Origin of the sequence: Rhizobium sp. WYCCWR 11128, from assembly GCF_013416305.1 — a bacterium.
Lineage (GTDB): Bacteria > Pseudomonadota > Alphaproteobacteria > Rhizobiales > Rhizobiaceae > Rhizobium > Rhizobium indicum.
In genome coordinates, this window is sequence record NZ_JACCEZ010000001.1 from 496541 (window position 1) to 520967 (window position 24427).

26 protein-coding genes and 1 pseudogene are annotated in these 24427 nt (G+C 61.2%); 14 read left to right on the forward strand and 13 right to left on the reverse strand.

Going from position 1 to position 24427, the window contains the following annotated elements:
* Positions 1-5: 5 nt before the first annotated feature.
* From HX898_RS02490 to HX898_RS02500, 3 genes are all read left to right on the forward strand, one after another.
* Positions 6-290 carry a pentapeptide MXKDX repeat protein gene (locus HX898_RS02490; protein WP_180193900.1) on the forward strand — a complete coding sequence of 95 codons (285 nt, stop codon included), beginning with the start codon at positions 6-8 and terminating at the stop codon, positions 288-290.
* A gap of 86 nt (positions 291-376) precedes the next feature.
* Positions 377-1219: a cytochrome b/b6 domain-containing protein gene (locus HX898_RS02495; protein ID WP_171598271.1), complete on the forward strand. Its 843-nt coding sequence runs from the start codon at positions 377-379 to the stop codon at positions 1217-1219.
* The gene (locus HX898_RS02500; protein ID WP_180193901.1) at positions 1216-1992 is read left to right on the forward strand and encodes a molybdopterin-binding protein; all 777 of its coding nucleotides are present in this window, start codon (positions 1216-1218) and stop codon (positions 1990-1992) included. The genes HX898_RS02495 and HX898_RS02500 overlap by 4 nt, the downstream gene beginning before the upstream one ends.
* Positions 1993-2042: 50 nt before the next feature.
* On the opposite strand, the gene HX898_RS02505 is transcribed toward HX898_RS02500, so the two are convergent.
* From HX898_RS02505 to HX898_RS02520, 4 genes are all read right to left on the reverse strand, one after another.
* On the reverse strand, positions 2043-2819 hold the full coding sequence (locus HX898_RS02505) for a protocatechuate 3,4-dioxygenase (protein WP_180193902.1): 777 nt from the start codon (positions 2817-2819) through the stop codon (positions 2043-2045).
* 233 nt (positions 2820-3052) lie between these two features.
* A complete protein-coding gene (locus HX898_RS02510; protein WP_180193903.1) occupies positions 3053-3802 on the reverse strand; it encodes an NAD(P)H-binding protein in 750 nt (249 codons plus the stop codon).
* Positions 3803-3971: 169 nt separating this feature from the next.
* Positions 3972-4376 (reverse strand): cupin domain-containing protein, encoded by a 405-nt coding sequence (locus tag HX898_RS02515; protein WP_180193904.1) that lies wholly within the window; start codon positions 4374-4376, stop codon positions 3972-3974.
* Between the two features lie 51 nt (positions 4377-4427).
* The gene (locus HX898_RS02520) at positions 4428-5183 is read right to left on the reverse strand and encodes an SDR family oxidoreductase (protein ID WP_180193905.1); all 756 of its coding nucleotides are present in this window, start codon (positions 5181-5183) and stop codon (positions 4428-4430) included.
* Between the two features lie 563 nt (positions 5184-5746).
* Here HX898_RS02520 and HX898_RS02525 point away from each other — a divergent pair.
* Positions 5747-7330, forward strand: coding sequence for a Na+/H+ antiporter (locus HX898_RS02525; RefSeq protein ID WP_180193906.1), 1584 nt, complete (start codon positions 5747-5749; stop codon positions 7328-7330).
* Between the two features lie 99 nt (positions 7331-7429).
* Here HX898_RS02525 and HX898_RS02530 read toward each other — a convergent pair whose 3' ends face one another.
* Positions 7430-9331, reverse strand: a complete 1902-nt coding sequence (locus HX898_RS02530; protein WP_138334763.1) for a potassium transporter Kup — start codon at positions 9329-9331, stop codon at positions 7430-7432.
* Positions 9332-9636: 305 nt separating this feature from the next.
* Entirely contained in the window at positions 9637-10059 is a 423-nt protein-coding gene (locus HX898_RS02535; RefSeq protein ID WP_180193907.1) for a hypothetical protein, read from the reverse strand.
* 430 nt (positions 10060-10489) lie between these two features.
* Between HX898_RS02535 and HX898_RS02540 the strand changes: the two genes are divergently transcribed.
* Together HX898_RS02540 and HX898_RS02545 are read left to right on the forward strand one after the other, a co-directional pair.
* The gene (locus tag HX898_RS02540; protein WP_180193908.1) at positions 10490-11665 is read left to right on the forward strand and encodes an MFS transporter; all 1176 of its coding nucleotides are present in this window, start codon (positions 10490-10492) and stop codon (positions 11663-11665) included.
* 501 nt (positions 11666-12166) lie between these two features.
* Positions 12167-12589 (forward strand): TIGR02594 family protein, encoded by a 423-nt coding sequence (locus HX898_RS02545; RefSeq protein ID WP_138334759.1) that lies wholly within the window; start codon positions 12167-12169, stop codon positions 12587-12589.
* A 67-nt stretch (positions 12590-12656) separates the two neighbouring features.
* Here HX898_RS02545 and HX898_RS02550 read toward each other — a convergent pair whose 3' ends face one another.
* Positions 12657-13442 (reverse strand): class I SAM-dependent methyltransferase, encoded by a 786-nt coding sequence (locus HX898_RS02550; RefSeq protein ID WP_180193909.1) that lies wholly within the window; start codon positions 13440-13442, stop codon positions 12657-12659.
* Positions 13443-13596: 154 nt separating this feature from the next.
* Between HX898_RS02550 and HX898_RS02555 the strand changes: the two genes are divergently transcribed.
* Positions 13597-14073, forward strand: coding sequence for a GNAT family N-acetyltransferase (locus HX898_RS02555; protein ID WP_180193910.1), 477 nt, complete (start codon positions 13597-13599; stop codon positions 14071-14073).
* 107 nt (positions 14074-14180) lie between these two features.
* Here HX898_RS02555 and HX898_RS02560 read toward each other — a convergent pair whose 3' ends face one another.
* Positions 14181-14501, reverse strand: coding sequence for a low molecular weight protein tyrosine phosphatase family protein (locus tag HX898_RS02560; RefSeq protein ID WP_180193911.1), 321 nt, complete (start codon positions 14499-14501; stop codon positions 14181-14183).
* Between the two features lie 74 nt (positions 14502-14575).
* A complete protein-coding gene (locus tag HX898_RS02565) occupies positions 14576-15979 on the reverse strand; it encodes an aspartate aminotransferase family protein (RefSeq protein ID WP_180193912.1) in 1404 nt (467 codons plus the stop codon).
* 313 nt (positions 15980-16292) lie between these two features.
* Between HX898_RS02565 and HX898_RS02570 the strand changes: the two genes are divergently transcribed.
* The 3 genes and pseudogenes from HX898_RS02570 (at position 16293) to HX898_RS02580 (ending at position 18450) form a co-directional block, all read left to right on the forward strand.
* Positions 16293-16790, forward strand: coding sequence for a hypothetical protein (locus HX898_RS02570; protein WP_180193913.1), 498 nt, complete (start codon positions 16293-16295; stop codon positions 16788-16790).
* A 134-nt stretch (positions 16791-16924) separates the two neighbouring features.
* Positions 16925-17431 carry a GNAT family N-acetyltransferase gene (locus HX898_RS02575; RefSeq protein WP_138387354.1) on the forward strand — a complete coding sequence of 169 codons (507 nt, stop codon included), beginning with the start codon at positions 16925-16927 and terminating at the stop codon, positions 17429-17431.
* A gap of 99 nt (positions 17432-17530) precedes the next feature.
* Positions 17531-18450 (forward strand): annotated as a pseudogene (locus HX898_RS02580) (ornithine cyclodeaminase family protein).
* Positions 18451-18465: 15 nt separating this feature from the next.
* On the opposite strand, the gene dapB reads toward HX898_RS02580, so the two are convergent.
* Together dapB and HX898_RS02590 are read right to left on the reverse strand one after the other, a co-directional pair.
* Positions 18466-19236 (reverse strand): 4-hydroxy-tetrahydrodipicolinate reductase, encoded by a 771-nt coding sequence (dapB, locus tag HX898_RS02585; RefSeq protein WP_138334751.1) that lies wholly within the window; start codon positions 19234-19236, stop codon positions 18466-18468.
* 130 nt (positions 19237-19366) lie between these two features.
* On the reverse strand, positions 19367-19582 hold the full coding sequence (locus HX898_RS02590) for a hypothetical protein (protein ID WP_138387357.1): 216 nt from the start codon (positions 19580-19582) through the stop codon (positions 19367-19369).
* Between the two features lie 193 nt (positions 19583-19775).
* Here HX898_RS02590 and HX898_RS02595 point away from each other — a divergent pair, with 193 nt between their 5' ends.
* From HX898_RS02595 to HX898_RS02605, 3 genes are all read left to right on the forward strand, one after another.
* Positions 19776-20165 (forward strand): VOC family protein, encoded by a 390-nt coding sequence (locus HX898_RS02595; protein ID WP_138387358.1) that lies wholly within the window; start codon positions 19776-19778, stop codon positions 20163-20165.
* 223 nt (positions 20166-20388) lie between these two features.
* Positions 20389-21393 carry a carbon-nitrogen hydrolase family protein gene (locus HX898_RS02600; protein ID WP_138387359.1) on the forward strand — a complete coding sequence of 335 codons (1005 nt, stop codon included), beginning with the start codon at positions 20389-20391 and terminating at the stop codon, positions 21391-21393.
* Positions 21394-21693: 300 nt separating this feature from the next.
* Complete coding sequence (locus HX898_RS02605; protein ID WP_138387360.1) at positions 21694-22167, forward strand: VOC family protein; 474 nt, start codon at positions 21694-21696, stop codon at positions 22165-22167.
* A 79-nt stretch (positions 22168-22246) separates the two neighbouring features.
* Here HX898_RS02605 and HX898_RS02610 read toward each other — a convergent pair whose 3' ends face one another.
* Together HX898_RS02610 and HX898_RS02615 are read right to left on the reverse strand one after the other, a co-directional pair.
* On the reverse strand, positions 22247-22648 hold the full coding sequence (locus HX898_RS02610) for a GFA family protein (RefSeq protein WP_138387361.1): 402 nt from the start codon (positions 22646-22648) through the stop codon (positions 22247-22249).
* Between the two features lie 95 nt (positions 22649-22743).
* Positions 22744-23757 (reverse strand): LysR family transcriptional regulator, encoded by a 1014-nt coding sequence (locus tag HX898_RS02615; RefSeq protein ID WP_246697878.1) that lies wholly within the window; start codon positions 23755-23757, stop codon positions 22744-22746.
* An 89-nt stretch (positions 23758-23846) separates the two neighbouring features.
* Between HX898_RS02615 and HX898_RS02620 the strand changes: the two genes are divergently transcribed.
* A complete protein-coding gene (locus HX898_RS02620; protein ID WP_180193914.1) occupies positions 23847-24413 on the forward strand; it encodes a nuclear transport factor 2 family protein in 567 nt (188 codons plus the stop codon).
* Positions 24414-24427 lie beyond the last annotated feature (14 nt).

The following is a 24427-nucleotide window of genomic DNA, read 5'->3' on the forward strand; positions in this document are numbered from 1 at the left end:
CCCTCATGACCAAGATCCTTTCCAGCCTTGCCGCCTGCACCTTCGTCATCGGCCTGTCGCTTGCCGGCGTCGCCAACGCCCAAAGCAGCGATGCCATGAAGAAAGACAGCATGAAGACCGACACGATGTCGAAGGATGCGATGTCCAAGGATGCGATGTCGAAGGATGCAATGTCGAAGGACGCAATGGCGACCGGCAGCACCAAGACCGACTGCATCCACAATGCCGGCATGGAGAAGGACACGATGAAGAAGGACACGATGATGAAGGCCTGCGACGCGATGAAGTAAGCTTTAGCCGCGGCCGCTGAAACTATTTGGCCGGCGGCCGCGTCCTTTTTCGCGAAGACCTTTCATGTCGATCCGGAGGAACTACAATGGCCACGACCGATGCCGGCATGGCGAGCGGACGCACGCTCTTCTACCGCCATGGCCTGCTGGTGCGCCTGTCGCACTGGGTAAACGTGCTGTGCATGACGGTGCTGCTGTACAGCGGCCTGCAGATATTCAACGCCCATCCGGCGCTCTATTGGGGCCAGTACGGCGCCGACAATGATCCGTCCTTCATTTCCATGGTGGCCGAACAGCAAGGCGATGCGCTGAAGGGCGTGACGCACTTGGGCGGATTGAGCTTCGATACGACGGGCATTCTCGGGGTTTCGAATGTCGACGGCGAGGCCGCGGTGCGCGGTTTTCCGAACTGGCTGACCTTGCCGAGCTACCAGGATCTGGCATCGGGCCGGCGCTGGCATTTCTTCTTTGCCTGGTTGTTCGTCATCAATGGCTTCATCTATCTCGTCTATGGTTTCGTCAGCCGGCATTTTCGCCGCGATCTGCTGCCGGCGGCCGAAGAGCTGAAGCCTTCGCATCTCGGCCATGAGATCGTCAGTCATGCCCGGCTGCGCTTTCCCAAGGGGGCCGAGGCCCGCCACTACAATACGCTGCAGAAACTCGCCTATGTCGCCGTGATCTTCGTGCTGTTGCCGCTGATGATCGGGACAGGGCTTACCATGTCGCCGGGCTTCAACGCGGTCGCGCCCTGGATGCTCGATCTGTTCGGCGGCCGGCAATCGGCCCGCACGCTGCATTTCCTGACCGCCTTCTCGCTCGTCGCCTTCGTCGCCGTGCATGTGGCGATGGTGCTGGTCTCGGGCGTGTTCAACAATTTGCGTTCGATGGTCACCGGCTATTACGACATCGGGCAGGGAGGAAAGTCATGAGCCGCATCATCACCAGGCGTCGCTTCCTGATCGGCGCGACCATGACGGCATCAGCGCTGGGGCTCGCCGGCTGCGATGCCCTCGTCGAAAACGATCGGACGAAATCGGTGTTGAAGATCGCCGAAGGCCTCAGCATGAAGACGCAGCGCTTCCTGCTCGGCGACGACGCGCTCGCCCGCGAATTCACCGAAGCCGATATCTCGCCGACCTTCCGCGCCAACGGCACGAGCATGCCTGATAATGCCCGCTATATCGATTGGATGAACCAGCGGTTTTCGGGCTGGAAGCTCGAGGTCGGCGGGCTGGTCGACAAGCCGATGCAATTGTCGCTGGCCGAGCTGAAAGCCCTGCCGGCCCGCACGCAGATCACAAGGCATGACTGCGTCGAGGGCTGGAGCGCGATCGGCAAATGGACCGGCGTGCCGCTCGGCGCGCTGCTGCAGGCGGCAGGCCTGAAACCCGAAGCCCGCTACATCGTCTTCCACTGCGCCGACGAATATGAAAAGACGCTCGACGGCAGCGGTTGGTATTACGAAAGCATCGATCTCGTCGATGCGTTCCACCCCCAGACGATCCTTGCCCACACCATGAACGGTCGCGATCTCGAAGTTGCCCATGGCGCGCCGCTCCGGCTCCGGGTCGAGCGCCAGCTCGGCTACAAGCAGGCAAAATACCTGACCGGCATCGAAGCCGTTACCGATCTCGGCCAGCTCTACGGCGGCAATGGCGGCTTCTGGGAGGATCGCGGTTATGAATGGTATGCGGGCATATAGGCGGGGTGCCCCCACCGAAGAGGGTGCGGGAAGCCCCGCCGCTCCTTCGCTCAGGCAGCGAGGCCGATCGTAATGGTGGCGGACAGCACGCCGCTGTCGAGCTTTTCGAAATCGAACATGTGGTCGGCCGCATCCTCCGGGATGAGGCCGTCCTCGTCATTGCGCGTATCGCGGGCAGGGCGCCCGAGATAGTCGGGATGCTCGCCGTAGATGAGATCGCTCAGCACATCATCGAAATAGATCTGGCTGACGAGAAGTTCCTTGGCCTCGACGAGGATGCGGCAATGAACATGCGGCGTGCGGCCCTTGTACCATCCGGGATAGGCCGTCAAAAAGCTTGCCTGCCCCTTGGCATTCGTCAGCTGGCGGCCGCGGAAGGCGAGCCCGCTGATCGCCTCGGCATCACCGAAGGTGCACATCTCAGCAGCCTCGCGGCCGGAATAGATGCCGCGATGATCGGTATGCCAGATTTCGATATCGGCATTTTCGATCGGCCGGCAGTCGGTTGCGTGGACGAGCCGAACGGCCAACCGCAAAGGTAGCCCGGCCTTTCCTTCTGAGATGTCCTGACGAGCCGGGACATTGTTGACATGGCAGGGGCCGAGGGTCTGCGCGACGGTCACGACGCAATTCGGACTGCTGCGGAAGAGCGGCACGGGCAGCTTTTCCAATGCGATGGACTTTGTGCCGCCGCTTACGAAATCCGTTCCCTTCCAGTCGAATGTCCTGGCCGCAACAGTGATATGCCGCCGCGGCAAGATCGCTACCGCAGCCACGGATGATGCGACAATGGCCGCACCTCCAAGCACAAGGGTTCGCCTCTTCATCTGTCTTCCTTTGCTTTAAGACGCAGGATCTAAGGAGGGTAACCGAAAATTCCAATTAAATCTGAGCAGAGAAGCTCTGTGCCTGTCAGCTCAGCGAGCTTGTCCATGAGCTGGTCCTGGCGGCGGTATCGTCGCTGACCGCGAGCCACGGGATCTTCCTTTCCTGCGGTCCTTGCTCCGGAGATCGAAGCCGGGAGCGTCGGTGAAGCAGCCATTTCCTCGCGCGTCTACGATCAGTCTGACATAGACAGCCAGTCGGTGTATCGCAGCGAACCCGCCCGTGCCCCCTTGCGCGGAAGCAATGTGTTGTCGTTCAGTTCGACGCCGTAGTAGCGGGCGCTGTCGTCGGTCATGACCTGACGTATGTCTTCGTTTGCGGTGAGGTGCATCCGGGCAATTTCGTCGAGGCCGAATTGCTCAGGCCCGCATATCTCTATAGTGTCATTCCCCGCTGCTCCCATCGCCAATTCGGCCAGAATTTCGGCAACATTATCGGCAGCTATGGGCTGTATGGACGCCGAGGGAAGCCGGAAGCCGTCTCCATCTGCCGCCATGTCGACCACGCCGCCGATAAACTCGAAGAATTGCGTGGAATGGAGGATGGTATAGGGCCGCCGCGCTGCCCGGATGAGATTTTCCTGCACCATCTTCGCGTGGAAATAATCGCTTTCGACAAGGCGAGGCGTTCCCACTACGGAAAGGGCGATATAGTGGCCGACGCCTGCATCCGCGGAAGCCGCCAGCAGATTCCGGGTGGAGGCCTTGAAAAACGCCAACGCGGAGCTGTCGCCAAATGACGCGGCGTTGGTGACGTCGATGACGACGTCGGCTCCTGCTATGGCTGACCTCAGGCCTTCTCCCGTCACGCTGTCGACACCGCCGAGAGACGGGGATGCGCTGACCACTTCGATACCTGCCTGTCGAAGATCCTCGACGAGCCGCGTTCCGATGCGCCCGCTCGCTCCCATGACCGTAATTTTCATCTGCTTGCTCCATCTGTTGTGCCGAACTGCGATGTGGACGCCTTGGCTGCCAAGGACGCCTCGGTGGTCGTCGACAACCCCGCTCTTTACTCGACGTCATCCTCGGCCTTGCGCCGAGGATCTGCTGCGCGGTCTGCAGATGCTCGGGACAAGCCAGAGCATCTGCATGTCACTTCACCGGCATGACAACCGGAGCGTCTTTCTTCTTCAGCAGCACGACGATGAACTTCGCCGGTTTGGACGTGCTCGCATTGCGGCTGACCAGATGAATGTCGGAAGGACCTTCGTAAAAGGTCTCTCCCGGCGATAAGGTGACTTCCTTTTCGCCCTTGACCTGCATCACGATCGAGCCCTCCAGAACGTAGACGAATGCATTCGCCTCATGTTTGTGAATAGGCGAGGAACCTCCCGGCCCATACTCGACCGATATCATCAGCCCTTCCTTGCCGGGATAATTCGGAAGGTCCTTTTTCATGAGCGGTGTGACGGCTGCGCCGTCTTCGGCGGCAACCGCCAAAGTGCCAAAAAGACAAACCGTGGCCGACACACATAGCGATAACAAAGCTGAATTCATTGCCGTAATCCTTCTGCTCGTTGAATGCGGATGTGGGTTTGATGCCTTGATCTAGGTCGGCCGTTGGGACTGTCGAAACCAATCCGCAAAGCCGATCTTGCCGAGCCTCGCGCCCTCGCCGGGCACAAGCGAGCGATCGTCCAGTTCAGACCCGAAGTAGCGCGCATGAACGTCTGCCTCGACCCTCCTCGGATCGTTGATCGCTTTCAGATACCGGGCAACGATCTCGTGCATGGGGCCGCGCTCAGGTCCGGCAATCTCGATTGTGCCGTTAAGCGGCTTTGAAAGCGCGACATCCGCCATCACATCGGCAACGTCATCCGATGCGATGGGCTGGAAAGCTGCGGGAGAAAGACGCGCGACGGTGCCGACGGTGGCTTCGTCGGCGATGCCCTTCAGGAATTCGAGGAATTGGGTGGAGTGGACGATCGTGTAGGGGACGGGCGATGCCTTGATGAGTTTCTCCTGGGCGAGTTTGGCCCGGAAGTAGCCGTTTTCAGGCAGGCGCTCCGTTCCGACGATGGAGAGCGCAATATGGTGCTTGACGCCGGCCTTGGCTTCCGCGGCGAGCAGATTGCGGCCCGAGGTTTCGAAGAAATCGAGGACCGCCTTGTCTTCCCACGACGGTGAGTTTGCAAGGTCGACGACGACGTTGGCGCCAGCCAGCGCTTGTGCCAGGCCCTCGCCGGTGATGGTGTTGACGCCGGTGCTTGGCGAGACGGCCAGCACCTCGTGGCCTTTAACGCGCAGACGCGCCGCGGTCTTGGACCCGATGAGCCCAGTGCCGCCGATAAGAACGATTTTCATGACGAACCTCCCTGTTGACGCCCGTTCGGGTCGGCGTTGACGCCCTTTTGGGCCAGATGTCTCAGATCTAGATCACGCAAGTCGGAATGAGCCGCGAAAGACGTTTGCGGCTTGGACAAGCCGAAGTCGCCGTATATCGTCGCCATGGCTGAGGTCAGCCGAGACCGAACCTGGCATCGCGGTGCCAGGCAGAATCCTCCTTAATGCGATCCGGCGCAACTCAAATGGCGCGCGGAGATTCAGCGTCGCCACATGGCATGTGCCGGGCGGGTCATTGAGGTGTGATTGAGGTGGGGGCGGTTCCAAGCAAGCTCAATACGGCTAACTCTGAAGGAAATCGCTGGGTGTAGACCTAGCGTTGATAGCACAAAGCGAAAATTGTCTCCGGCTGCCTCTGGAGCAGCCGTTGCCAGGCCGGCGGCGTTTGCAGCGCCACGCGTCTGTTCAGATGCGCAAGAACGCTGTAACACTTTGAATTGCTGCATTCTTCCCTAGATCAATTTCGATTTAAGGAAGAATGCCGTAGGCATCCAAGATTCGTTTCCGAGCCGGGGCAGAGGCATATGGAACCAACCCACTTGTTCGAGCTCGTCATCGCGATGTTTCTTGCGATCATCGCGCTGCACTATGCGGCCCACAGGCTCGGATTGCCGCCGTCCGTGGCGTTGCTGACGGGTGGTGCTTCGCTGGCGTTTGTGCCGGGGCTGCCGGCGATATCAATTGATCCCGGGCTGGTGCTGGTCATCTTCCTGCCGCCGCTGTTGATGGACGGCGCCTGGTCCATTGCCGCCGGGCGGTTGCGGCGGCATGTGATCGGCATCGCCTCGCTTGCCGTCGGCGCGGTGTTCTTCACCTGCGCGGTCGTCGCCGTTGTGGCCCATCTCATCTTTCCGTCGCTTCCCTGGGCGGCCTGCGCAGCACTCGGCGCGATCGTTGCGCCGCCGGATGCCGTTGCGGCGCGGGCCGTGCTGCAGCGCGTCCGCCTGCCGCGGCGGCTTCAGATCCTGCTGGAGGGCGAGAGCCTGCTCAATGATGCGAGCGGTCTGGTGCTCTTCCGTTTTGCCGTTGCCGCCACGGCCACAGGCGCCTTCAGCGCGGCGGAGGCCGGTGGCAGCTTCCTCGTGCTGGCGCTCGGCGGCGCCATCGTCGGCGTCGTGGTGGGAATGGCATGGTACAAGCTCGTCCGGCGTCTCGGCGACGAATATCTGATCATCGCAGCCTCGGTGCTGCTCGGCTGGATTGCCTATCTGCTCGGCGAACAGCTGCATGTTTCCGGCGTCATCGCCACCGTGACCGCCGGCCTGATCATGAGCTGGCATCAGCACACCGTGCTATCGGCCGCCATGCGCATGCGCGGCATCTCGTTCTGGACGGTGATGATCTTCCTGATGGAGGCTGCGGTCTTCATCCTGATCGGGCTGTCGCTCCGGGATGTCGTCGAACGCGGCGGCGGCTTTGCCACTGTGATCGCGACCATGGGATTGCCGATGCTGGCGATCCTCGTGGCGCTCGTGCTCGCGCGTTTTGCCTGGGTCTTCGCCGCCGATTTCGTCATCAGGTTATGCACTGCCCTGGGGTTCACACGCGCCGCGCCGCTCGGCGTCGGCGGCGCCACCGTTCTCAGCTGGGCGGGCGTGCGTGGCGTGGTGACGCTTGCTTTGGCGCTGAGCTTGCCGGAAGGATTTCCCGGCCGCGACTTCATCCTCGTGACGGCCTTCGCCGTCATTCTCGGAACCGTGCTCATACAGGGCACGACATTGGGGCGGGTGATTGCCTGGGCGCGGCTGGTGGAGCCGGAGTCGGAAAGAGCGCGCCTGACGATGAGCCAGGCCGAAGCCGCCATGGCGCAGGCGCAGTTCGGGATCGTCCAGAGCCTGGCCTATGACGCGGAGGGAAAACTCATCCACCCGCAATTGCTGGAGCGCTACCAGCGTCGGGCCACGTCGATCGTCGACTATGCCGAGAAAACCGAGCAATACATGCCGGTGCTGCATGCGCATTTCGACGTCATTCTCGAAGCGGTGGCAATTGGACGCCGGGAACTCATCCGGCTCCACCGGGCCGGCGACATCGATGACGAGACGCTACGGGAGCTGGAACGGGATCTCGATCTCGAGGAACTGAGCGCGATCTCGGCCAAGGCGTGATGTTCAGCGCCTCGCGCTTTCGACATCATCGTCAACGCATTGCGATATCGAGGCTGATACCGGCGCGATCCTGATGTCGCTGCCGAGCGGTGTCCTGACCTAAATGGCGATCTGTTCGCCGAGTTCGACGACGCGGTTGGACGGCAGGTTGAAATAGTCGGAGGGATCGATCGCCAAGCCCTCCAGCGCCATGAATATGCGCTCCTGCCAGGGGGGCAACCCGGTGTTCGGCGTCCTGACGAGGTTCCGGCGGCCGAGATAGAAGGAGGTCCTCATGATCTCGAACTTGAAGCCGCCCTCCCGGCAGAGAGCCAATGCCCTGGTGACGTCGGGGTCGTCCATGAAGCCGAAGGTGATGTCGAGGCGCACGAAACGCGGCGAGAGCTGGCTGAGCTTGATGCGGCGGCTGTCGGGAACATAAGGTTCGTCCTCGGTCCAGACGGTCAGGATGACGTTCTGTTCGTGGAGCACGTGGTTATGCTTGAGATTGTGGAGCAGAACATTCGGCGTGCGATCCGGGACGCTGGTCAGGAAGACTGCCGTTCCCGGAACAGTGACCGGCGAATGGTCCGACTTTCGCTCGATCGATCTGATGAAGGAATCGAGTGGGATCTCGTTGTTGGCGCGCAGTCTCTTCAGATAGGCCTGTCCTCGCGTCCATGTCCACATCAGGATCATGATCGCCAGCGCAAGGGCGACCGGAACCCAGCCGCCATCGTGGATCTTCAAGAGGTTCGCCGCCAGGAACAGGACTTCGATGATGAAGAGCGGTAGCAGCAGGACGGCGGCGAGCACGAGGGAGTAGCCCCAGACGGCTCGGAGAAACTGGAAGACCAGCAGGGTCGAGATGACCATGGTTCCGGTCACCGAGATGCCATAGGCCGTCGCCAGAGACTCGGAGTCGCCGAAGGAAAAGATCAGCATCAAGACGCCGACCAGCAGGAGAAGATTGACGCTCGGCACGTAGATCTGGCCGGTGTTGGTTTCCGACGTGAACTTGATCCTGAGCCTCGGCAGGAAGCCGAGGTGAACCGCCGAGCGGGCCAGCGAAAATGCCCCTGTTATCACCGCCTGGCTGGCGATGATCGTTGCCATCGTCGCCAGGATAACCACCGGCAGCAAGGCCCAGTCGGGATACATCAGAAAGAACGGATTTGTAGCCGTCTCGGGATGGCTAAGAACCAGCGCGCCTTGGCCGAGATAATTCAGCAGCAATGCCGGAAAGACGAGCACGAACCATGCTATCTGGATTGGCCGGCGCCCAAAATGCCCGAGATCGGCATAGAGCGCTTCGGCGCCGGTGACCGTCAGAAAGACGGCACCGAGCACGATGAGGCCGACGCTGCCGGCATGGGTGAGGAACAGGAATGCATTGATCGGATTGAGCGCTTCCAGAATCCTCCAGTCGTCGCCGATATGGATCAGGCCGCCCGCGGCCATGGCCAGAAACCACAACACCGTTATCGGCCCGAAAAAGATCGAAACGGCGGCGGTTCCCTTCGACTGGACGGCAAAGAGAACGATCATGATCGCTGCCGACGCCAGCGGGACGTATTCGGCAAAGGCCGGCGTGACCAGTTTCAGGCCTTCTAGCGCCGACATGACCGACAAGGCCGGCGTGATCATCGCATCGCCGATGAACAGAGCCGCGCCGATCAGGCCGGCGAAGAAGAGCACCGGCACGTTTCGCCCCATCTTCTTCATCAAAAGGGCGAGAAGCGAAAGCGTGCCGCCTTCGCCGTCATTGTCCGCCCTCAGAAGGAAGAGCACATATTTGAAGGTTACGATGATCGTCAGCGTCCAGACCATCAGCGAAATCAGGCCGATGACCTCGGCTTCGTGTACGCCATCGGCGGCAAAGGGCCTCAGCGCCTCGCGAAGAGCATAGAGCGGGCTGGTGCCTATATCGCCATAGACGACGCCGACCGCGCCGATGACCAGTCCGACGAAGCCCTTTCGGCCAGCACCTTCACCCGTATTGTCTGCATGTGTTGACGTCATGGTTCCCCGCTCATGCCACTTGGCCATGGACACAAACATATGCCGCATTGCAGAACGGCAAGTAAATTGATGTGGGTGTGAATTTTTTGTGGGGGTGGAGGCGGATGCGGGCGTGAGAAGCGTTGCAGCGTGAACGACGAGGCAATGCGGCTTGACGACTCCGACCCTGCCGGACGGCGTGATCCGGCTGTCGGTCGGCAGGAAGCGACATGTCCTTCTTCAGCCGGTTTAGCGTGGTGTATTCAATTCGGGGAGCGGGCAAACTCCAAACAGCTTGTCGCGCTCCTCGCGATATTCTACGTCAATCAGCGAACAGGCGTGCAACTCCCAACGTCATCAGGCTTGACGCGGCCGGATTGAAGATCGCTCCATTGCGGTATCGACGGATCGGGGCCGCCGATCGTTGCCTCGAACGTGGCACGGTCGACCTTGATAAGGCGCCCTGACGACGTGATGCTCACCATCTCCTTTTTGCTGACATAAGCCAGGCTGGCATTCATCCGGCAGAAGAACCGCTTATTGCTGTTGGAGATGACCCAGCCGTAGCCGCCGGCCTTGCCTTTGGTGAGTTTGCCGACGGCATAGCCCTGCTTCTCAAGCTTCGAAAAGGATTCCGCCTGCGCAATGCCCGGCATAAAGGCAAAGCCGATCACCGCGCCGACGACCAGCCCGACAAAGCTCTTCCAGCCGGCACGTGCACCCGTATTGTTTATATGCGTCGATGCCATAGTTCCCCTCATGCCACTTACCTATGGCACAAACATATGCCGATCGCGGAACGGCAAGTAAATTGATGTGAGTGCGAATTTCTGTGAGGGAGGGAAGGTGGATGTGGACGGAGCAGCTGCGCGTCACAGAAATACCAGCGGCCGCCAAGCACCCGTGAAATCAGCGGCGGCTGCATGATGCTGACAGGGGCTGTCAGCAAGGGTGGTTGATGATCCTGAGAGCGCGGCTTTTTGAGCTAGAGCATGATGCCGAAAAGTGTGAGCGGTTTTCGGACGACATCATGCTCTAACTATATAATGTAGAACAGGATTCAGATTTTAGGCCGACCCGGCCTAAATCACCCTGTTCTAGCGCCATTTCGTCGGAATGTCCGGCTATCTGCGGGATCGCTCTGCTTCGATCCCGCCCCAATCGGAGCAGAGTGTCGAGATGAAGCCGCACCACCGAATTTTCTTCATTCAGTTTGCCGTGGCCCTTTCCTTAGGCGCGTTTGTTTCGCGGCTGCCCGACCTTCAGCTCAAGTTTAGCCTGACGGAAGGCGAGCTTGGCCTTCTGCTCGCCGTCCTGTCCTCGGGGGTTCTCTGCGGGTTGACGTTCTCGGTGAGGTTCATCGAGAGGCTCGGTGCGCGCGCCACCGCCTTCGTGACCGTCTTCGGTGCGTCGCTGTTTTTCGCGTTGATCCCCTGGATGCCTTCAGCTCTTCTGGCGGTGCCATTGTTCTTCATTGCCGGCGTTTTCACCGGAGCATTCGAGATCAACGCCAATATCGAAACCGATCGCCATGAGGCGCTGCTTGGGTACCGCATCATGAGCCGGGCTCACGGCATGTGGAGCCTCGGCTTCTGCATCACCGCCCTTGTTGCCGCCGGCATGCGGCAGGCTGCCGTCTCCATCGAACTGCATACTTTCATCGTCCTGGTGACGGTCTTGATTGCCGGGTCGATCGTTTTCTCCGGGATCGAGAATGCGCCCCGACGGCAGGACGCTCACCCCGGAGATACGCCGATCGTCGCTTTTCCCACGCTCGGACTGCTCCCTCTTTGCCTTGTCGCCGCAGCTCCGCTTCTTGCCGAGGGCGCAAGCGTCGATTGGTCGGCGATCTATATGCGCGACGTATTCGCGGTCGAACCCTTCGTCGGAGGGCTCAGCGTGACCATTTTCTCCTCGTTCATCGCCATCGGGCGGCTCGGCATGGACCCTGTCATCGACCGCTTCAATCCGCGCCCGGTTGCAATCACTCTCCTTGGGATCGCGGCCATCGGTGTTGTCATGGTTGCGACGGCGACACACCCTGCTATCGCGCTCGCAGGCTTTGGCCTGACAGGTATCGGCTGCTCTTCAGTCTATCCGCTTGCCATCTCGGCTGCGGCCCGACGCACGGATCGACCCGCACCCGTCAACGTTGCAGCGCTCGGGCAGACGACGTTCCTTGTGTTTTTCGCCGGGCCGCCACTGCTCGGTTTCGTTGCCGAACACTTCGGCATCCGCTTTTCGTACTGGGCGGTCGTCCCTGTTCTGGCCGCAGCGCTGCTGGTCACCAAGGCACTTGCCGCTGATCCTGCCCCGGTCACAGGCCGACCCGAACCGGCGCAACCACATGGTTGACACACCACGCCGGCCTCCGCTGTCCTAAGCTCGTTCACGTCCGCAACCGGAGGGGCAACCTCCGGCTTTCGCTGATGAATCGGGCGAGCGCAATGTATTTCCCATTGCTCCGAAGTATTATTAAGCGCATCGGAAATATAGCTCGTATAGGTGAGGAGCTAATTCCGCGCACTGTCGTCAATCCTTGGCGAATGGTTTTGCTGCACAAGCATTGCGAACGCAGTCCGTGTCGTCTGAATAGACTTGGTTGGGATGGCGAAACTTCCAGCCTTTCGGCTGAGCAAAACATATGTTTTGCAGGGTTTTCGATGGTCGTGTCCGGCCAAAAGGCAGGCTCGCCTACGGAGCTTCCGCGCCTCGCTTCGGACAAATTTCTGCCGCCAAAATGCCAGTATTAGTTGTTTCTAAATCACGCCATAATTCGCATCTACGTTGCCGCGCCTGTTTTATTCTTCGCCACATTTTGGAATTTCAACATTATACAAGCAATGGTGGGTAACTATGAAGGTTATTCTCGTCATCGTCCTCACGGCGCTTGCCGTGCCCTGTGAGGCAGACATGCTCGTTACGGCATCCAAGTACAAAAGCATGCACGAACGTTCCATCTCCTTCCTCAGCATCAATCCGCGCAGAGTATCGTGGTGCGGGGCGTTCCTGGCCTTTGTCGCCAAGCGATCGTCCCGGCAGCCGCCGCCCAACCCCAACATGGCGGCGTCCTGGAGGAAGTTTGGCAAGCCGGTCGGCGTCCGCTCCGCCAGGCGAGGGGATGTCGTGGTGATCCGCACCGGCCGGCGCTTTCATGTGAGCCTGTTCGATCACATCGACCAGCGCCGGCAGTACGTCTACCTGTTCGGCGGCAACCAATCCAACCGGGTCCAGCTGTCGCGCTATCGCGCCAGCTCGGTGGTCGCCGTGCGACGATGATGTTGGGTGAGAACCCGGGTGAGAACTCACCCTCCTCCAAACCTCGGTGGCGGCGGGAAAACAGGCCTTACGCCTTGCAGGCCCTGATGTGGAGGAAGATCGGCGCGATGCGGGTATCGGCGACCATTGGCTCGGCGAGCGCCACCTCGACTGACGCCATGGGCTCGCCGAAAGCTTCGATCGTCAGCCCCGCTTCGACGATCATCGACACCCAGGTCGACAGCGTCCGGTGAAAACGCGGAATGGCAAAGGGCGTCAGCGTCGCCCGTTCTTTCTCGGGGATGGAGGAAAAGATCCAGCGCTCGACCCGGCCGTCGCTCTCGTCGAAATAATCGGCGATCTCAACGGCGACGGGCTCGCCGGCCTGATTGCGGATGTTGCGGCGCGTCGGCGGCACGAAACAGGGGTGCAGGATCGAAAACTGCAGGAAGCCGCCCGATTTCAGGATGCGGTGGATGCCCTTCAGCACCTGGCACTGATCGGCCATGTCCATCATCGACATGAAGGCGGTGACGAAATCGAAACTCGCCTCCGGGAAATCGATGCTCTGGCCGTCGCCGAGCACGTATTCAATGCCGAGCGGCGCTTGCGTCTCGGTCTCGCGGGCATAACGAATGAAGGTCGGGGCGATGTCGAGACCGATCATGCGGGCGCCGAGGCGAGCGACGGCGCGGGTGTTGGAACCTTCGCCGCAGCCGAGATCGAGCCCGGCAAGGCCCGCCACCGGCGGCAGCATCTTCAGAAAGGCCGGCGTGTTCAGCGCGTCGCGATACTTGTCGTAACCGGCGCGGCTATAGATCGTCCAGGTCTCGGCATTGCTCTCCCAATGGGCGGCGACATCATTGGTGTTCATGGCTCTGCTCCTTGCTCGATCTGGATGGGCGGGGAGCTATAGGCGGTGCGGGTGACAATGGGAAGACAGGCCGTCCACTGTAAGTTGTTCACGCCTATGGATCATGACCAAGTTCGCGTGCACTATCATGCGATCGAGAGGATAGGGGGCTGCTGTGTCCGACGAAGTGATCATCCGTGAGCTGGTCGGCCTCGATCAGGCGATGACAATTTTCCCGCTGTACAGCCAGGTTAGTCGCCTGAGTGAGGCCGTGGTTTGCCAACGACTTTCAGCCATGTTTGCACAGAGCAACTATCGCTGCATAGCAGCCTGCATCGACGAACGGATGGTGGGTGCGTCGGGTTTCTGGACCGGCACTCAGTTGTGGTGCGGCAAGTATGTCGAGGCGGACAACGTGGTGGTAGACAGCGCTCTCCGCGGTCAGGGCATCGGCGGCAAGATGATGGCGTGGATCGAGGCGGAGGGGGAGCGGACTGAATGCGCAGTGATCCGCATCGCCATGGTGCTGGGCAGGGAGCGTACGCACCAGTTCTACGCGAGAAATGGCTACTTCGACGACGGCCTGTTGATGGTGAAAGCCCTGAGCCGCGGTGCGGCCGAGTTTCCGGAATATGTCTCTCAACAAGTCTGACCGCTCCCGCAGCTTGGCCGCAAGTTGCCACCACTGGCGCAAAGCGGGACGGACGGAAGAATTGCCCGCCTTGTGCGGGCGGCGATTTTACGGCCGCATTACGAGGCTTAGAGATACCGGGGTACCTTCACCTTCAGCAGTTGCACGAGCGCGGGGTCCATGAAATCGTAGTCATCAGGAATATGAAGGCAGATCAGCCGCTTGTCCTTGAGAGCTGACCGGTACTTGCCCTGGACTTTCGCACGATGAGCCTTCTCCATGACGAAAACGATATCGGCCCATTCGATCAGTTCGTTCGATAACGGATTTTCGGCATCATTGTTGGTGCCGGCCGAGGAGACCTCGATATCAGGCCAACTCGCGAAGACCTGTTCCGCCGTCGGGCTTCGAAGCTTGTTCTGACTGCAGACGAACAGGACGTTTTTCACGTTTTCTCTCTTCAAGTGAACAGAGCCGGCGATAGCACAATTCCGTGCCCGGGCGAACCAAGGCAGTAGTTGCGTCAGCCGCCGCTCACACTCTTGAACGCGGCGATGATGCTTTGGGCGGCGAGCTGCGCCTCATCCGATGTCGTCTGGAAATTGGTGACCGAGAGGCGCAGGACGTCGCGGCTGCGCCATTTGGCGCCGCCGGCGAAGATCATGCCGTCCGCCTGAATCTTTTCGATCGTCTTTCGCGTCAGCGCGTCGCCTTCTTCGGAGGGCAGGTCCGCTCCGAAGCGGATGACGAGCTGGTTCAGCGCGACCTCGTTCAGAATGGCGATGCCGGGCTCGCGCGCAAGCAGGTCGGCCACCAGCCGAGCCGAGGCACAGCACTGATCGATAAGGGCGGCGATGCCGTCGCGACCGAGATGTTTCAGCATCGCCCAAGTGGCAAAGCCGCGCGCTCTTCTCGAAAGCTCGGGCACGTAATGGGAAGGATCGCGTTCGCCTTCGCCGGCGAGCGGCAGGTAGCTCGCGGCGATCGTCATGGCGCGGCGATGGGCGAGCTCGTTGCGGACGATCGCATAGCCGCAATCATAGGGCGTCTGCAGCCACTTGTGGCCGTCGGTCGCCCAGCTGTCGGCCGCTTCGATGCCGCGGCTGAGGTGGCTGATCTTCGCTGAAGCCTGCGCCCAGAGACCAAAGGCTCCGTCGACATGCACCCAGGCGCGCTTCGCCTTCAACAGCGGGATGATGGCGGCGAAATCGTCGAAGGCGCCAGTATTGATCTGCCCCGCCTGGAGAATGGCGATGACCGGTCCAGAGACCGTATCGAGCGTGCCTGCCAGCGCGGCGCGGTCTATCCGGCCTACCGGATCGGTGCGCACGCGCAGCACGCGATCATGGCCGAGACCTAGGAATTGCAGCGCGGAGAATACCGTCGTGTGGGCATCGTCGCCGATCAGAACGGTGATCTCAGGCGCCCCGAACAGGCCGTTGGCATCGGCATCCCAGCCCACCTGGCGCAGCACTTCGCCGCGCGCGGCGGCAAGGCAGGTGAAGTTCGCCACCGTCGCGCCGGTGACGAAGCCGACCGAGCTTTCGGCCGGCAGCTTCAGGAGATCGAGAAGCCATCTCGCCGCGATGGTCTCGACGGCGGCTGCGGCCGGGGCGGCGGCATGGTTTCCGGCATTCTGGCCCCAGGCGCTGGTGAGGAAATCGGCCGCGACGCCGACCGGATGGGAGCCGCCGATAACCCAGCCGAAAAAGCGCGGCCCAGTGGTTGCATGCAGCCCGGGTTCGGCGCCGTCCGAGAGACGCCTGATGACATCAAGCATATCGGAACCGGCCGCCGGCAGCGGCTCGTCGAAACAGGCAAGCGAGGCTGCGTAGTCATGGGTGGGCATATGGCGGGCCGGCGCTGCCTGCCGGAATCCTGCCGCAAGGCGGGCGGCTTCCTGAAATAGAGATGCGATTGCCGTCATGCGGATCCCCCTGCCGCCACCGATCCTGGAGGGCCTAACCCTCGAAAGCAGGCTGCCGGCACACGCAATCTAGCCCATATCGCCGAGGCTGTCTTCGCCTGGCAGATCTCGGATCTGGGTTCCGGGGCCTTCCTTGGGCTTGCCGAGACCTCAAGACAAATTGAGCATCGGGGAGGCGCTTCCTAAATATCTACAATAACTACCTTATCCCGTTCTGTGCATTTTTGAAATTTCGCGGCTCTTGTTGAAAATGATTGCCTTCGCTTCAAGTATCGTTCAATGATGTGGCAATATCATTTGCGCCATTGTCAAGTTGGCGCTGCCAATCAGCGAGGGATATGCACTGAAATATTTCCTTCTCTACGCGCTGACATGCACGTTGGTCGGGATAGTTCTTCTCTTCATCATCCATGAAGTTGTACCGTTCACGATCGACAAGCCAACCGATCAATCGGTGGCCGACTCAACTGATGAGCCAGTTGCCGGGCCAACCGAGCAATCAGCGGCCCGACCAACCGGTGAGCCGTTGAACTCGGCAACCGGCCAGCCGGTGCCGGGGGCAACCGGCAAGCCGGTGCCGGGGGCAACCGGCGAGCCGGTGCCCGGGCCAACAACCGATCAATCCGCCGTCCAGCCTGCCGATCCCCTGGTCGTCCGATCCACCGGCCAGCCGGTCGACGGGCCAGCCCGTGAACCGGTGGTGGGGCCAACTGGCGAACCGGCAGCGAGGCCGACCGATCAATCGGTGGTCGGTCCGCCCGGCGAACCGGTCGTTCGGAAGGGTGGCCGGCTGGGGAGCCCGGCGCAGTGACCCGCGCCTGAGATGACGGATTTCCGTTCGATCTCGTCACTTCGAGCATATGCTGAACTACGAAGCTTCCTGACACCGGTTGACGGCTGGGACCATCTGTATTGAGAGTACCTCTCATCTCGCAGGAGGTCCCGATGGATGGAAGCGGCGCGACGATCAGGCATGTCAGGGCAGACGAAGTGGAGGCTTTTCGGCGCATCCGTCTGGAAGCGCTTCGCACCGAACCGTCCCTCTTTGCAAGCCGCTACGAGGACTGGGAGGCTCTTTCTCTCGAGGAGTGGCGCAATCGCCTGAACGAGCCGGTTTTCATCGCCTTTCAGGATGGCGAACCCGTTGGCATAACCGGCCTAGTTCGGCAGCGGTCGAGCAAGATGGCCCATCGCGCGACGATCATCATGGTTTACGTCAGAAGGAGCCTGCGTGGAACGGGCCTTGCCGGCAAGCTGCTCGGCACGGTGGCCGACCACGCGCGCGATATCGGCATCCTGCAGCTGGAACTCTTCGTCAGCGCGGAGAATCCGGCGGCAATACGCTTCTATCAGCGGGAAGGCTTCTCCGAGATCGGCAGGATTCCCGGCGGGGTTCTGGAGGAGGGCAGGGAGATCGACGACGTCATGATGGCTCGCCGTCTGGTCGGTTAGGTCTCACGCGGACATTTCCCGCGCATATGGGTTTGGTGACCTATTGACCTCAAGCGGGGTTGGGGTTGCAGGATGCCGGCATGAACCGGAGGTTTGGGCGTGACGAAAATCCTGAGAGACGAGGATGTGGCGAACGGCGCGTTGATGGCGGTCGCGATCGATGCGCTCGAGACCGCTTTTCTCGCGAGGGCCGGCAATCGACTGATCTCTCCACCCCGCCACCATGTCTCGTTTCCCGATCGAGGCGATCTCGTCTTCACCGTCGGCGGCATACTCGGCGAGAAACCGCTCGCGGGCTTCCGGGTCTATGAAACATTCGAGGGGGTGGAGCATTCACAGATCGTCGCTGTGTGGTCGGCCGACGACGCGAAGCTCAAGGGCATTATTCTCGGAGAGCGTCTCGGCAACCTCCGCACTGGTGCGATCGGAGGGCTCGCCATCCGGCATCTCAGCGCGCCTGACGCCGGGATCGTCGGGATCCTCGGCAGCGGAGCGCAAGCGCGAACCCAGCTTGCCGCGGCGGCCGCCGTTCGAAAACTGGACCGCGCCCGCGTCTATAGCCGCGACGAGAAAAATCGCGCCGCCTTTGCAGCTGAGATGCAGCAGGTCTTGGGTATTGAAGTGGAGCCTGCCGGCAGCGCCTCAGAAGCCGTCGATGACGCCGACATCGTCATCTGCGCGACGACGAGCCGAACGCCCGTCATTCATGCCAGGGATTTGAAGCCCGGCGTGCACGTCAACACCGTCGGCCCGAAAACGTGTGAGGGATACGAACTCGGCCTGGATATCGCCAAGTCGCAGCCGTGATTGCGACGGACTCTTCCGAACAGACGCGCGCCTATGCTTCGCCCTTTTTCCTGGCCGGCTCCGGTAATGAGCATCGCATGGCCGACCTTGCCGATATCATGGCCGGGAAAGCGGCCGGGCGAGGATCGCCTGGCGATACGACGCTGTTTTGCTCCGTCGGGTTGGCTGGAACCGAGGTCGTCGTCGCCTCGGCAATCCGGGATATGCTGTGAGTCTGTCTCCCCCATTCACGGCAGACCCAGCACATCTCCCATGGCGTATTCGCCGGGTGCGCGCCCTGCGATCCAGCGGGCGGCGGCAAGCGCGCCGCGGGCGAACATGCCGCGGTCGAGAGCCGAATGCGAGAGCGTCACGACCTCCTCGGCGGCGGCAAACAGGACGCTGTGTTCTCCGACCAGCCCGCCGGCGCGCAACACGGCAAATCCGATTTCGCCGGGCGGCCGCTCGCCGGTGATGCCGTCACGCCCGCGCCGCTCGACGGATGCGAGGGAAACTCCACGGCCCTTAGCCGCCGCTTCGCCAAGCATCAGCGCCGTACCGGACGGCGCGTCGATCTTCCTGTTGTGATGGGCTTCGAGGATTTCGATATCCCAACCATGCGCGGGAAGGGCGCGGGCGGCCTGGGCGACGAGGCCGACCAGCATGTTGACGCCGATGGAGAAATTGCCGGAGCGCAGGATCGGAATCCTGCGGGCGGCCTCTGCGATCCGTTCGAGTTCATCCGGCTCGAAACCCGTCGCCCCGATCACCAGGGCCGGTCCGCCGGCCGAAGCGCACAAGCCGGCAAGTTCGGTGGCAGCACGTCCCGTCGTGAAATCCAGGATCACGTCGGCCGCCTTAATCGCAGCCGAACGGTCGATCAGCCCGGCGCCCGCGGAGCCCTCGCGGCCGATGCCGCCGACGAACGCAAAATCCGGATCGGCCGCCAGCAGTGGCAGGATGGCGCGCCCCATGCGGCCGTTCGCGCCGGCGACGGCTATTTTGATTGGTGAGGTCACGGACTTTCCTTGGCTCGCGATATTTCCAACGGACGGCTGTTTGCATCGGCATTACGCCGGCGAATGGGATCTGCCACTACCGCACTTGCGCTTCCGCGGCAAAGCAGGGATCTCCTCTGGTCAGCTGGGCTTACCAGTTGCCGGGGTCGGCGGTGTGATCGATGCTGGCGAATTCGTCGGCCTTTTGCCGATCCAGCTTCACCTCCGTGGCAGCCTTCGTCTCGTCGACGACCGAGTAGCGGTCGGGGATCGGTCCCGTTGATAGTTCCTGATACAGGAGCAAAGCGGCCTCCTCGGCGGTGTCGGCCTCGATCTCCCGGGTGATTGATACGGTGAACTTGTGCATGGCTTCGGCCCTCTCGATCGGTGCGCCGGCGTGTGCGTGGCTTGCACAGTCTGACACGAGTTTTGTGTCGATGACACTAAAACTGCTCGCTTAGAATTTGATTCATGCGACGGCTTCAGGTCTTTGTTTTTATGAATGTCGTGGTGCCAAGCCGCCGCACAGTTTTGGGCGAACTCAGCCGAGGAGATAGATCATGCGCCTGAATCAAGTAACAGTTACGATGCCTGACCTCGATGCGGGCTGGAACTTCTACTGCGCTCTCGGTCTCAAGCCCGTCGTCGACGCCCGTCCTCGCTATGCGCGCTTCGTATGCCCGGACGGGGACAGCACCTTCTCCCTGCATCAGGGCGAAGGCGGCGGTGGCGGCACCACGGTGTATTTCGAGTGCGAGAAGCTGGACGAGATGGTCGGCAGTCTCAGCGAGGCCGGTCTTCGTTTCGTCAGTGGACCGGAGGACAAGAGCTGGCTCTGGCGCGAGGCTGAGCTGTTCGATCCCGGCGGCAATCGCATCATCCTTTATTTCGCCGGATCGAACCGCACCGATCCGCCGTGGCGCGTGGATAAAGTGGACCGCCCGAAATAGGGCGCCTCGGCGCCTGTCTATCCCGGCCATTCCCCGAATTGACGAATCGCGGTCGCCTCGGCATCTTTGTGTCGGCGTGGCCTAACGCCGAACCTCCCAGGACCTTCCCCAGCAGGGTCTTCAACCGGAGGCAAAGGGACTTTCGTCTCGGGTCGTGATCCTTGGTCCTGATGTTTCGGGCCTGTTGCTGGGGAACGATGTCCGGAACGTGAGAGGCCCTGATATGACTGAGAATGGAAATTTCAAGCGGCGGGTGCGTGCGCGCGCCGCCAAGACGGGTGAATCCTACACCACCGCCCGCATCCATGTTCTCCCTAAATCGGCGAACGACGAAGCGCCTGAGGCAAGACGCCTGCGTCTGGCCGTGGCGCAGACCACCTATGCGGACGATCCCCGCGATATCGACAAGCTTCGCCAAAGCGGGCAGGAGATGCGCCTGCTGATGCGGCAGGCGCGGGAGGCAGGCGCGCGGCTCGTCCATTTTCCCGAAGGGGCGACATCATCGCCGAACAAGCGCATCATGTCGGAAATCGGGCCGCGGGAGATCGGGCCCTCCGATTGGCGGCGGTTCGAATGGGCCGTGCTTCGCGAGGAGTTGGATGCAACACGCAGGCTGGCGCACGAGCTGGGGCTCTGGGCGGTCATCGGCTCGGTGCATCCGCTGACGGCGCCGCACCGGCCGCACAACAGCCTCTATGTCGTCTCCGACCGCGGCGAACTGGTGACGCGCTACGACGAGCGTCTACTGTCGAACACAAAGATCTCCTTCATGTACACGCCGGGTTCGATTCCTGTCACCTTCGAGGTCGACGGCATCCGCTTTGGCTGCGCTCTCGGTATGGAATGCCACTACCCGGAGATTTTTAGCGAATATGAGCGGCTCGACGTCCATTGCGTGCTGTTCTCGACAACAGGCGGTTCGCCGGCCAACGAGCCGTCCTTCGCCGCCGAGGCACAAGGGCATGCGGCGAGCAACAGCTACTGGGTCAGTTTCTCGGCCCTTGCCCATCCCGGTCAGGCTGATCCGGCCTCTTCCGGGGTCGTCGCGCCCGGCGGCCGATGGGCGGCGCAATGCCCTTCGGAAGGAACGGCTGCTATATCGCTCGCGGATATCGACGACAATCCCGGCGATCTTTCCCGGCCGTGGCGGCGCAAGGCGCGGAGCGGCCTCTACGAGCCGCACCGCGTGGCGGGCGATCCGCGCAGCGACGCGCGGAATATGTTTTAGATCGCGTCGCGTCCACGGCATGCCCGCCAAGTAAATGCAGATGACGCTGAATGCACATGCGGAACTGTAATCCACAGTTCCGCAATCTCCCGCTTGTAAAAGTATCTCCCGCGCCCAGGACTGGGCGCACTGGATCCCTGTGAAGAGCACGGGGATGAAAGGAGGGGAGGTAGGCGGCGCTCCACTAATTTAGCAGCGTTCGCAATCGTCCGCGTGAAATCGCTAGGACCGGGCTGGAGAAAGACGGTTTGCCTCTTATTTCAGTGGGCAATGCGAAACGAAGAGCGAAAGGACTGCGCAATGGCAAAGAACACGATCTGCGTATGGTACGACAAAGACGCCGAGGCTGCTGCCCGCTTCTATGCCGCGACTTTTCCCGATAGCGCCGTGGGTGCCGTTATTCGGGCACCGGGAGATTATCCTGACGGCAAGCAGGGAGACGTCCTGGTCGTGGAATTCACCGTTGCGGGGATTCCCTGCATCGGCCTGAACGGCGGTCCCGTGTTCAAACACAACGAAGCCTTCTCCTTTCAGATCGCAACCGACGATCAGGAAGAAACCGATCGTTACTGGAACGCCATCGTCGGCAATGGCGGCCAGGAAAGTGAGTGCGGCTGGTGTAAGGACAAGTGGGGTGTGTCCTGGCAGATTACGCCGCGCATCCTCTCCGAAGCGCTGGCGGCGGGTGGCGGTCAGGCAAAGCGTGCTTTCGATGCGATGATGACCATGAGGAAGATCGACGTCGCGGTGATCGACGCCGCCCGGCGCGGCTGAGGCAGCTTCGCGCCGAACGATCTTTTACCAGGAGCTCGTATCTGGTGCGATCCGGCCCGGTGGCGTCTTCGCGGTCGGCTCAGAACCAGAGATCGCGTACGCAGCGCCCCTTGGACGGAAGGTCTTCAAACGTATCCAGGCCATCGAAATGATCGATAGTCAGATCCTGAACGACATCCGGCGGCGCAAGCCGGATATTGACAGCCATGCGCCGGCGGCCATCCTTTCGAAGCCGTAAGCCGCGCCAGCTCAAGACACAGGCGCAGGAAGGGCAGAACAATATTTCGAGAGACGGATCGTCCCTATCGGCGCGGGTGTAGGAGGCGGTCTCACCGGTGAGAGCGATGCGCTCTCCTTCGTAGTCATAGGCCCACAGCGTGCCGTAGCGTCGGCAGAGCGTGCAGTTGCAGGCGGTAATCGAGCCTGGATCACCTTCGAGTTTCCAGCTTGCCTTGCCGCAATGACATGAGCCCGTCAGCATGAGCGTCGGTTCGATCCTGCTCTCTCTTCAAGGACGGCATCCTGCCTCAATCGCGCGATGACCGCAATTGGGCGATCCAGGTGCCAGGTCTTATGCTATCGGCGCCTCAAGTGCCCGCCTTTATGGGGGCCGGACGACCCACTGTCAGCGCGGGTTTTATCTATCGCGTTATCCATGGATGCCTGCAGGAGCCTTACGAGCCAGACCACGCCCTCGTCACGCATTGCCGCCTTCGGCGCAGTCGCGTTTATGGCGAAGCGTCCGAGTGACAGGGGAGGATTGACGCTGACGACGCCGAACCGCGCGGCATGCATTTCGACGAAACGGCGTGGCAAGGCCGAGATAAAGTCGGTTTCCGCAAGCACGGCGAGCGCGAACATGAAGTTCGGGACCGTCAGGGCCACTTGCCTGGAGCATCCATGGCTGGCCAATACATTGTCGACAAAGCCATGTGTATCGCCCAGATGCGAGACCACAAGGTGCTGCATGGCGCAGTAGGTGGCCAGTGTCTGATCTGTCAGAAAAGGGTGGCCCTGACGCGCAGCGATGACAAAATCCTCCTCGTAGAGCAGCAGGCATGCAAAGCGGACCGGAAACTCGGCCTGAGGAATGATGGCGATGTCCATGTCGCGGGCTTCCAACGCGGCCAACGCATCGCGCCAAGCCAGATCAGGCGATGGTTCGCCCTGTCTAGGCAACAATTGTCGGACGCTGATTGCGATGCCGGGAGCAGACTTGGCCAATAGATCGAGCAATGGCGGCAAAAACACAGACGAAACACCATCGGGCGCGCCGATCGTAAATCGTCGCTGAGAGCGGGCTGGATCGAATGGCTCCGCTGTCGCCACCACGCTGCGAACACGTGCCAATATATCGGCGATGGGGGCTGCAAGTTCCTCGGCCCGATCTGTCGGAACGACACCCTTCGGTGTTTTGAGAAACAGCGGGTCACCCAGCAGCATGCGCAGCCGACCAAGACCGTGACTGATGGCCGAAGGCGAGAGGTTCAACCGCTGACCCGAACGCCCGACATGGCGTTCCTCAATGACAGTCTCGAACAGCACGAGCAGGTTGAGATCGATTCTGGAGAGATCAATTTGGTTCAGCATATCGATGAAATCGTATCATTGGATTCATTACATTGAAAGTGGGAGATAACGATCATTCCGGTACGGCCGGTCACCAATAGGAAGATCCGATGTCCCTTTTCAAAAGCAAAACGGCACGCGGCGACAAGTCCGTGCACGAGGCCGCAACCCTTTCCCGGCGAGCCGCCCTGTCAATGGCGGTCGCAGCAACAGGGCGCGTCGCGCCTGCCGCTCCGGCATCCGATGCGGCATTGCTCGGCATCATCCGCCGCACAGAACAACAGGGGGCGGCTTTCATGGCCGGCGACATGACACGGTGGGCGAGCCTCATCCGGCTCGATGACGATTTTACCCTGATGCAGCCTTTCGGTGGTTCCGCCAGCCATAGCTTCGACGACAGTCCCGAGCATCTGGCCGAACTCGCTCGGTACTTCCGCAACGGCGGCGGAACCCTGGAGGTGGAAAAGTCCTATGTCAGCGGCGACCTGATCGTACTGGTGATGATCGAGCGTCAGCATGGTGAGGTAGGCGGCTTGCCGGACCAGAACTGGTCGCTGCGTGTCACTCAGGTCTATCGCCGGCATGGATCAGACTGGCGCCTCGCCCACCGTCATGCCGACCCCCTGGTTGGGAAGATCTCGCTGGAACAGGCGGCAGCCCTGGCCCGGGGCGAATAATGTCCGTCCGGATT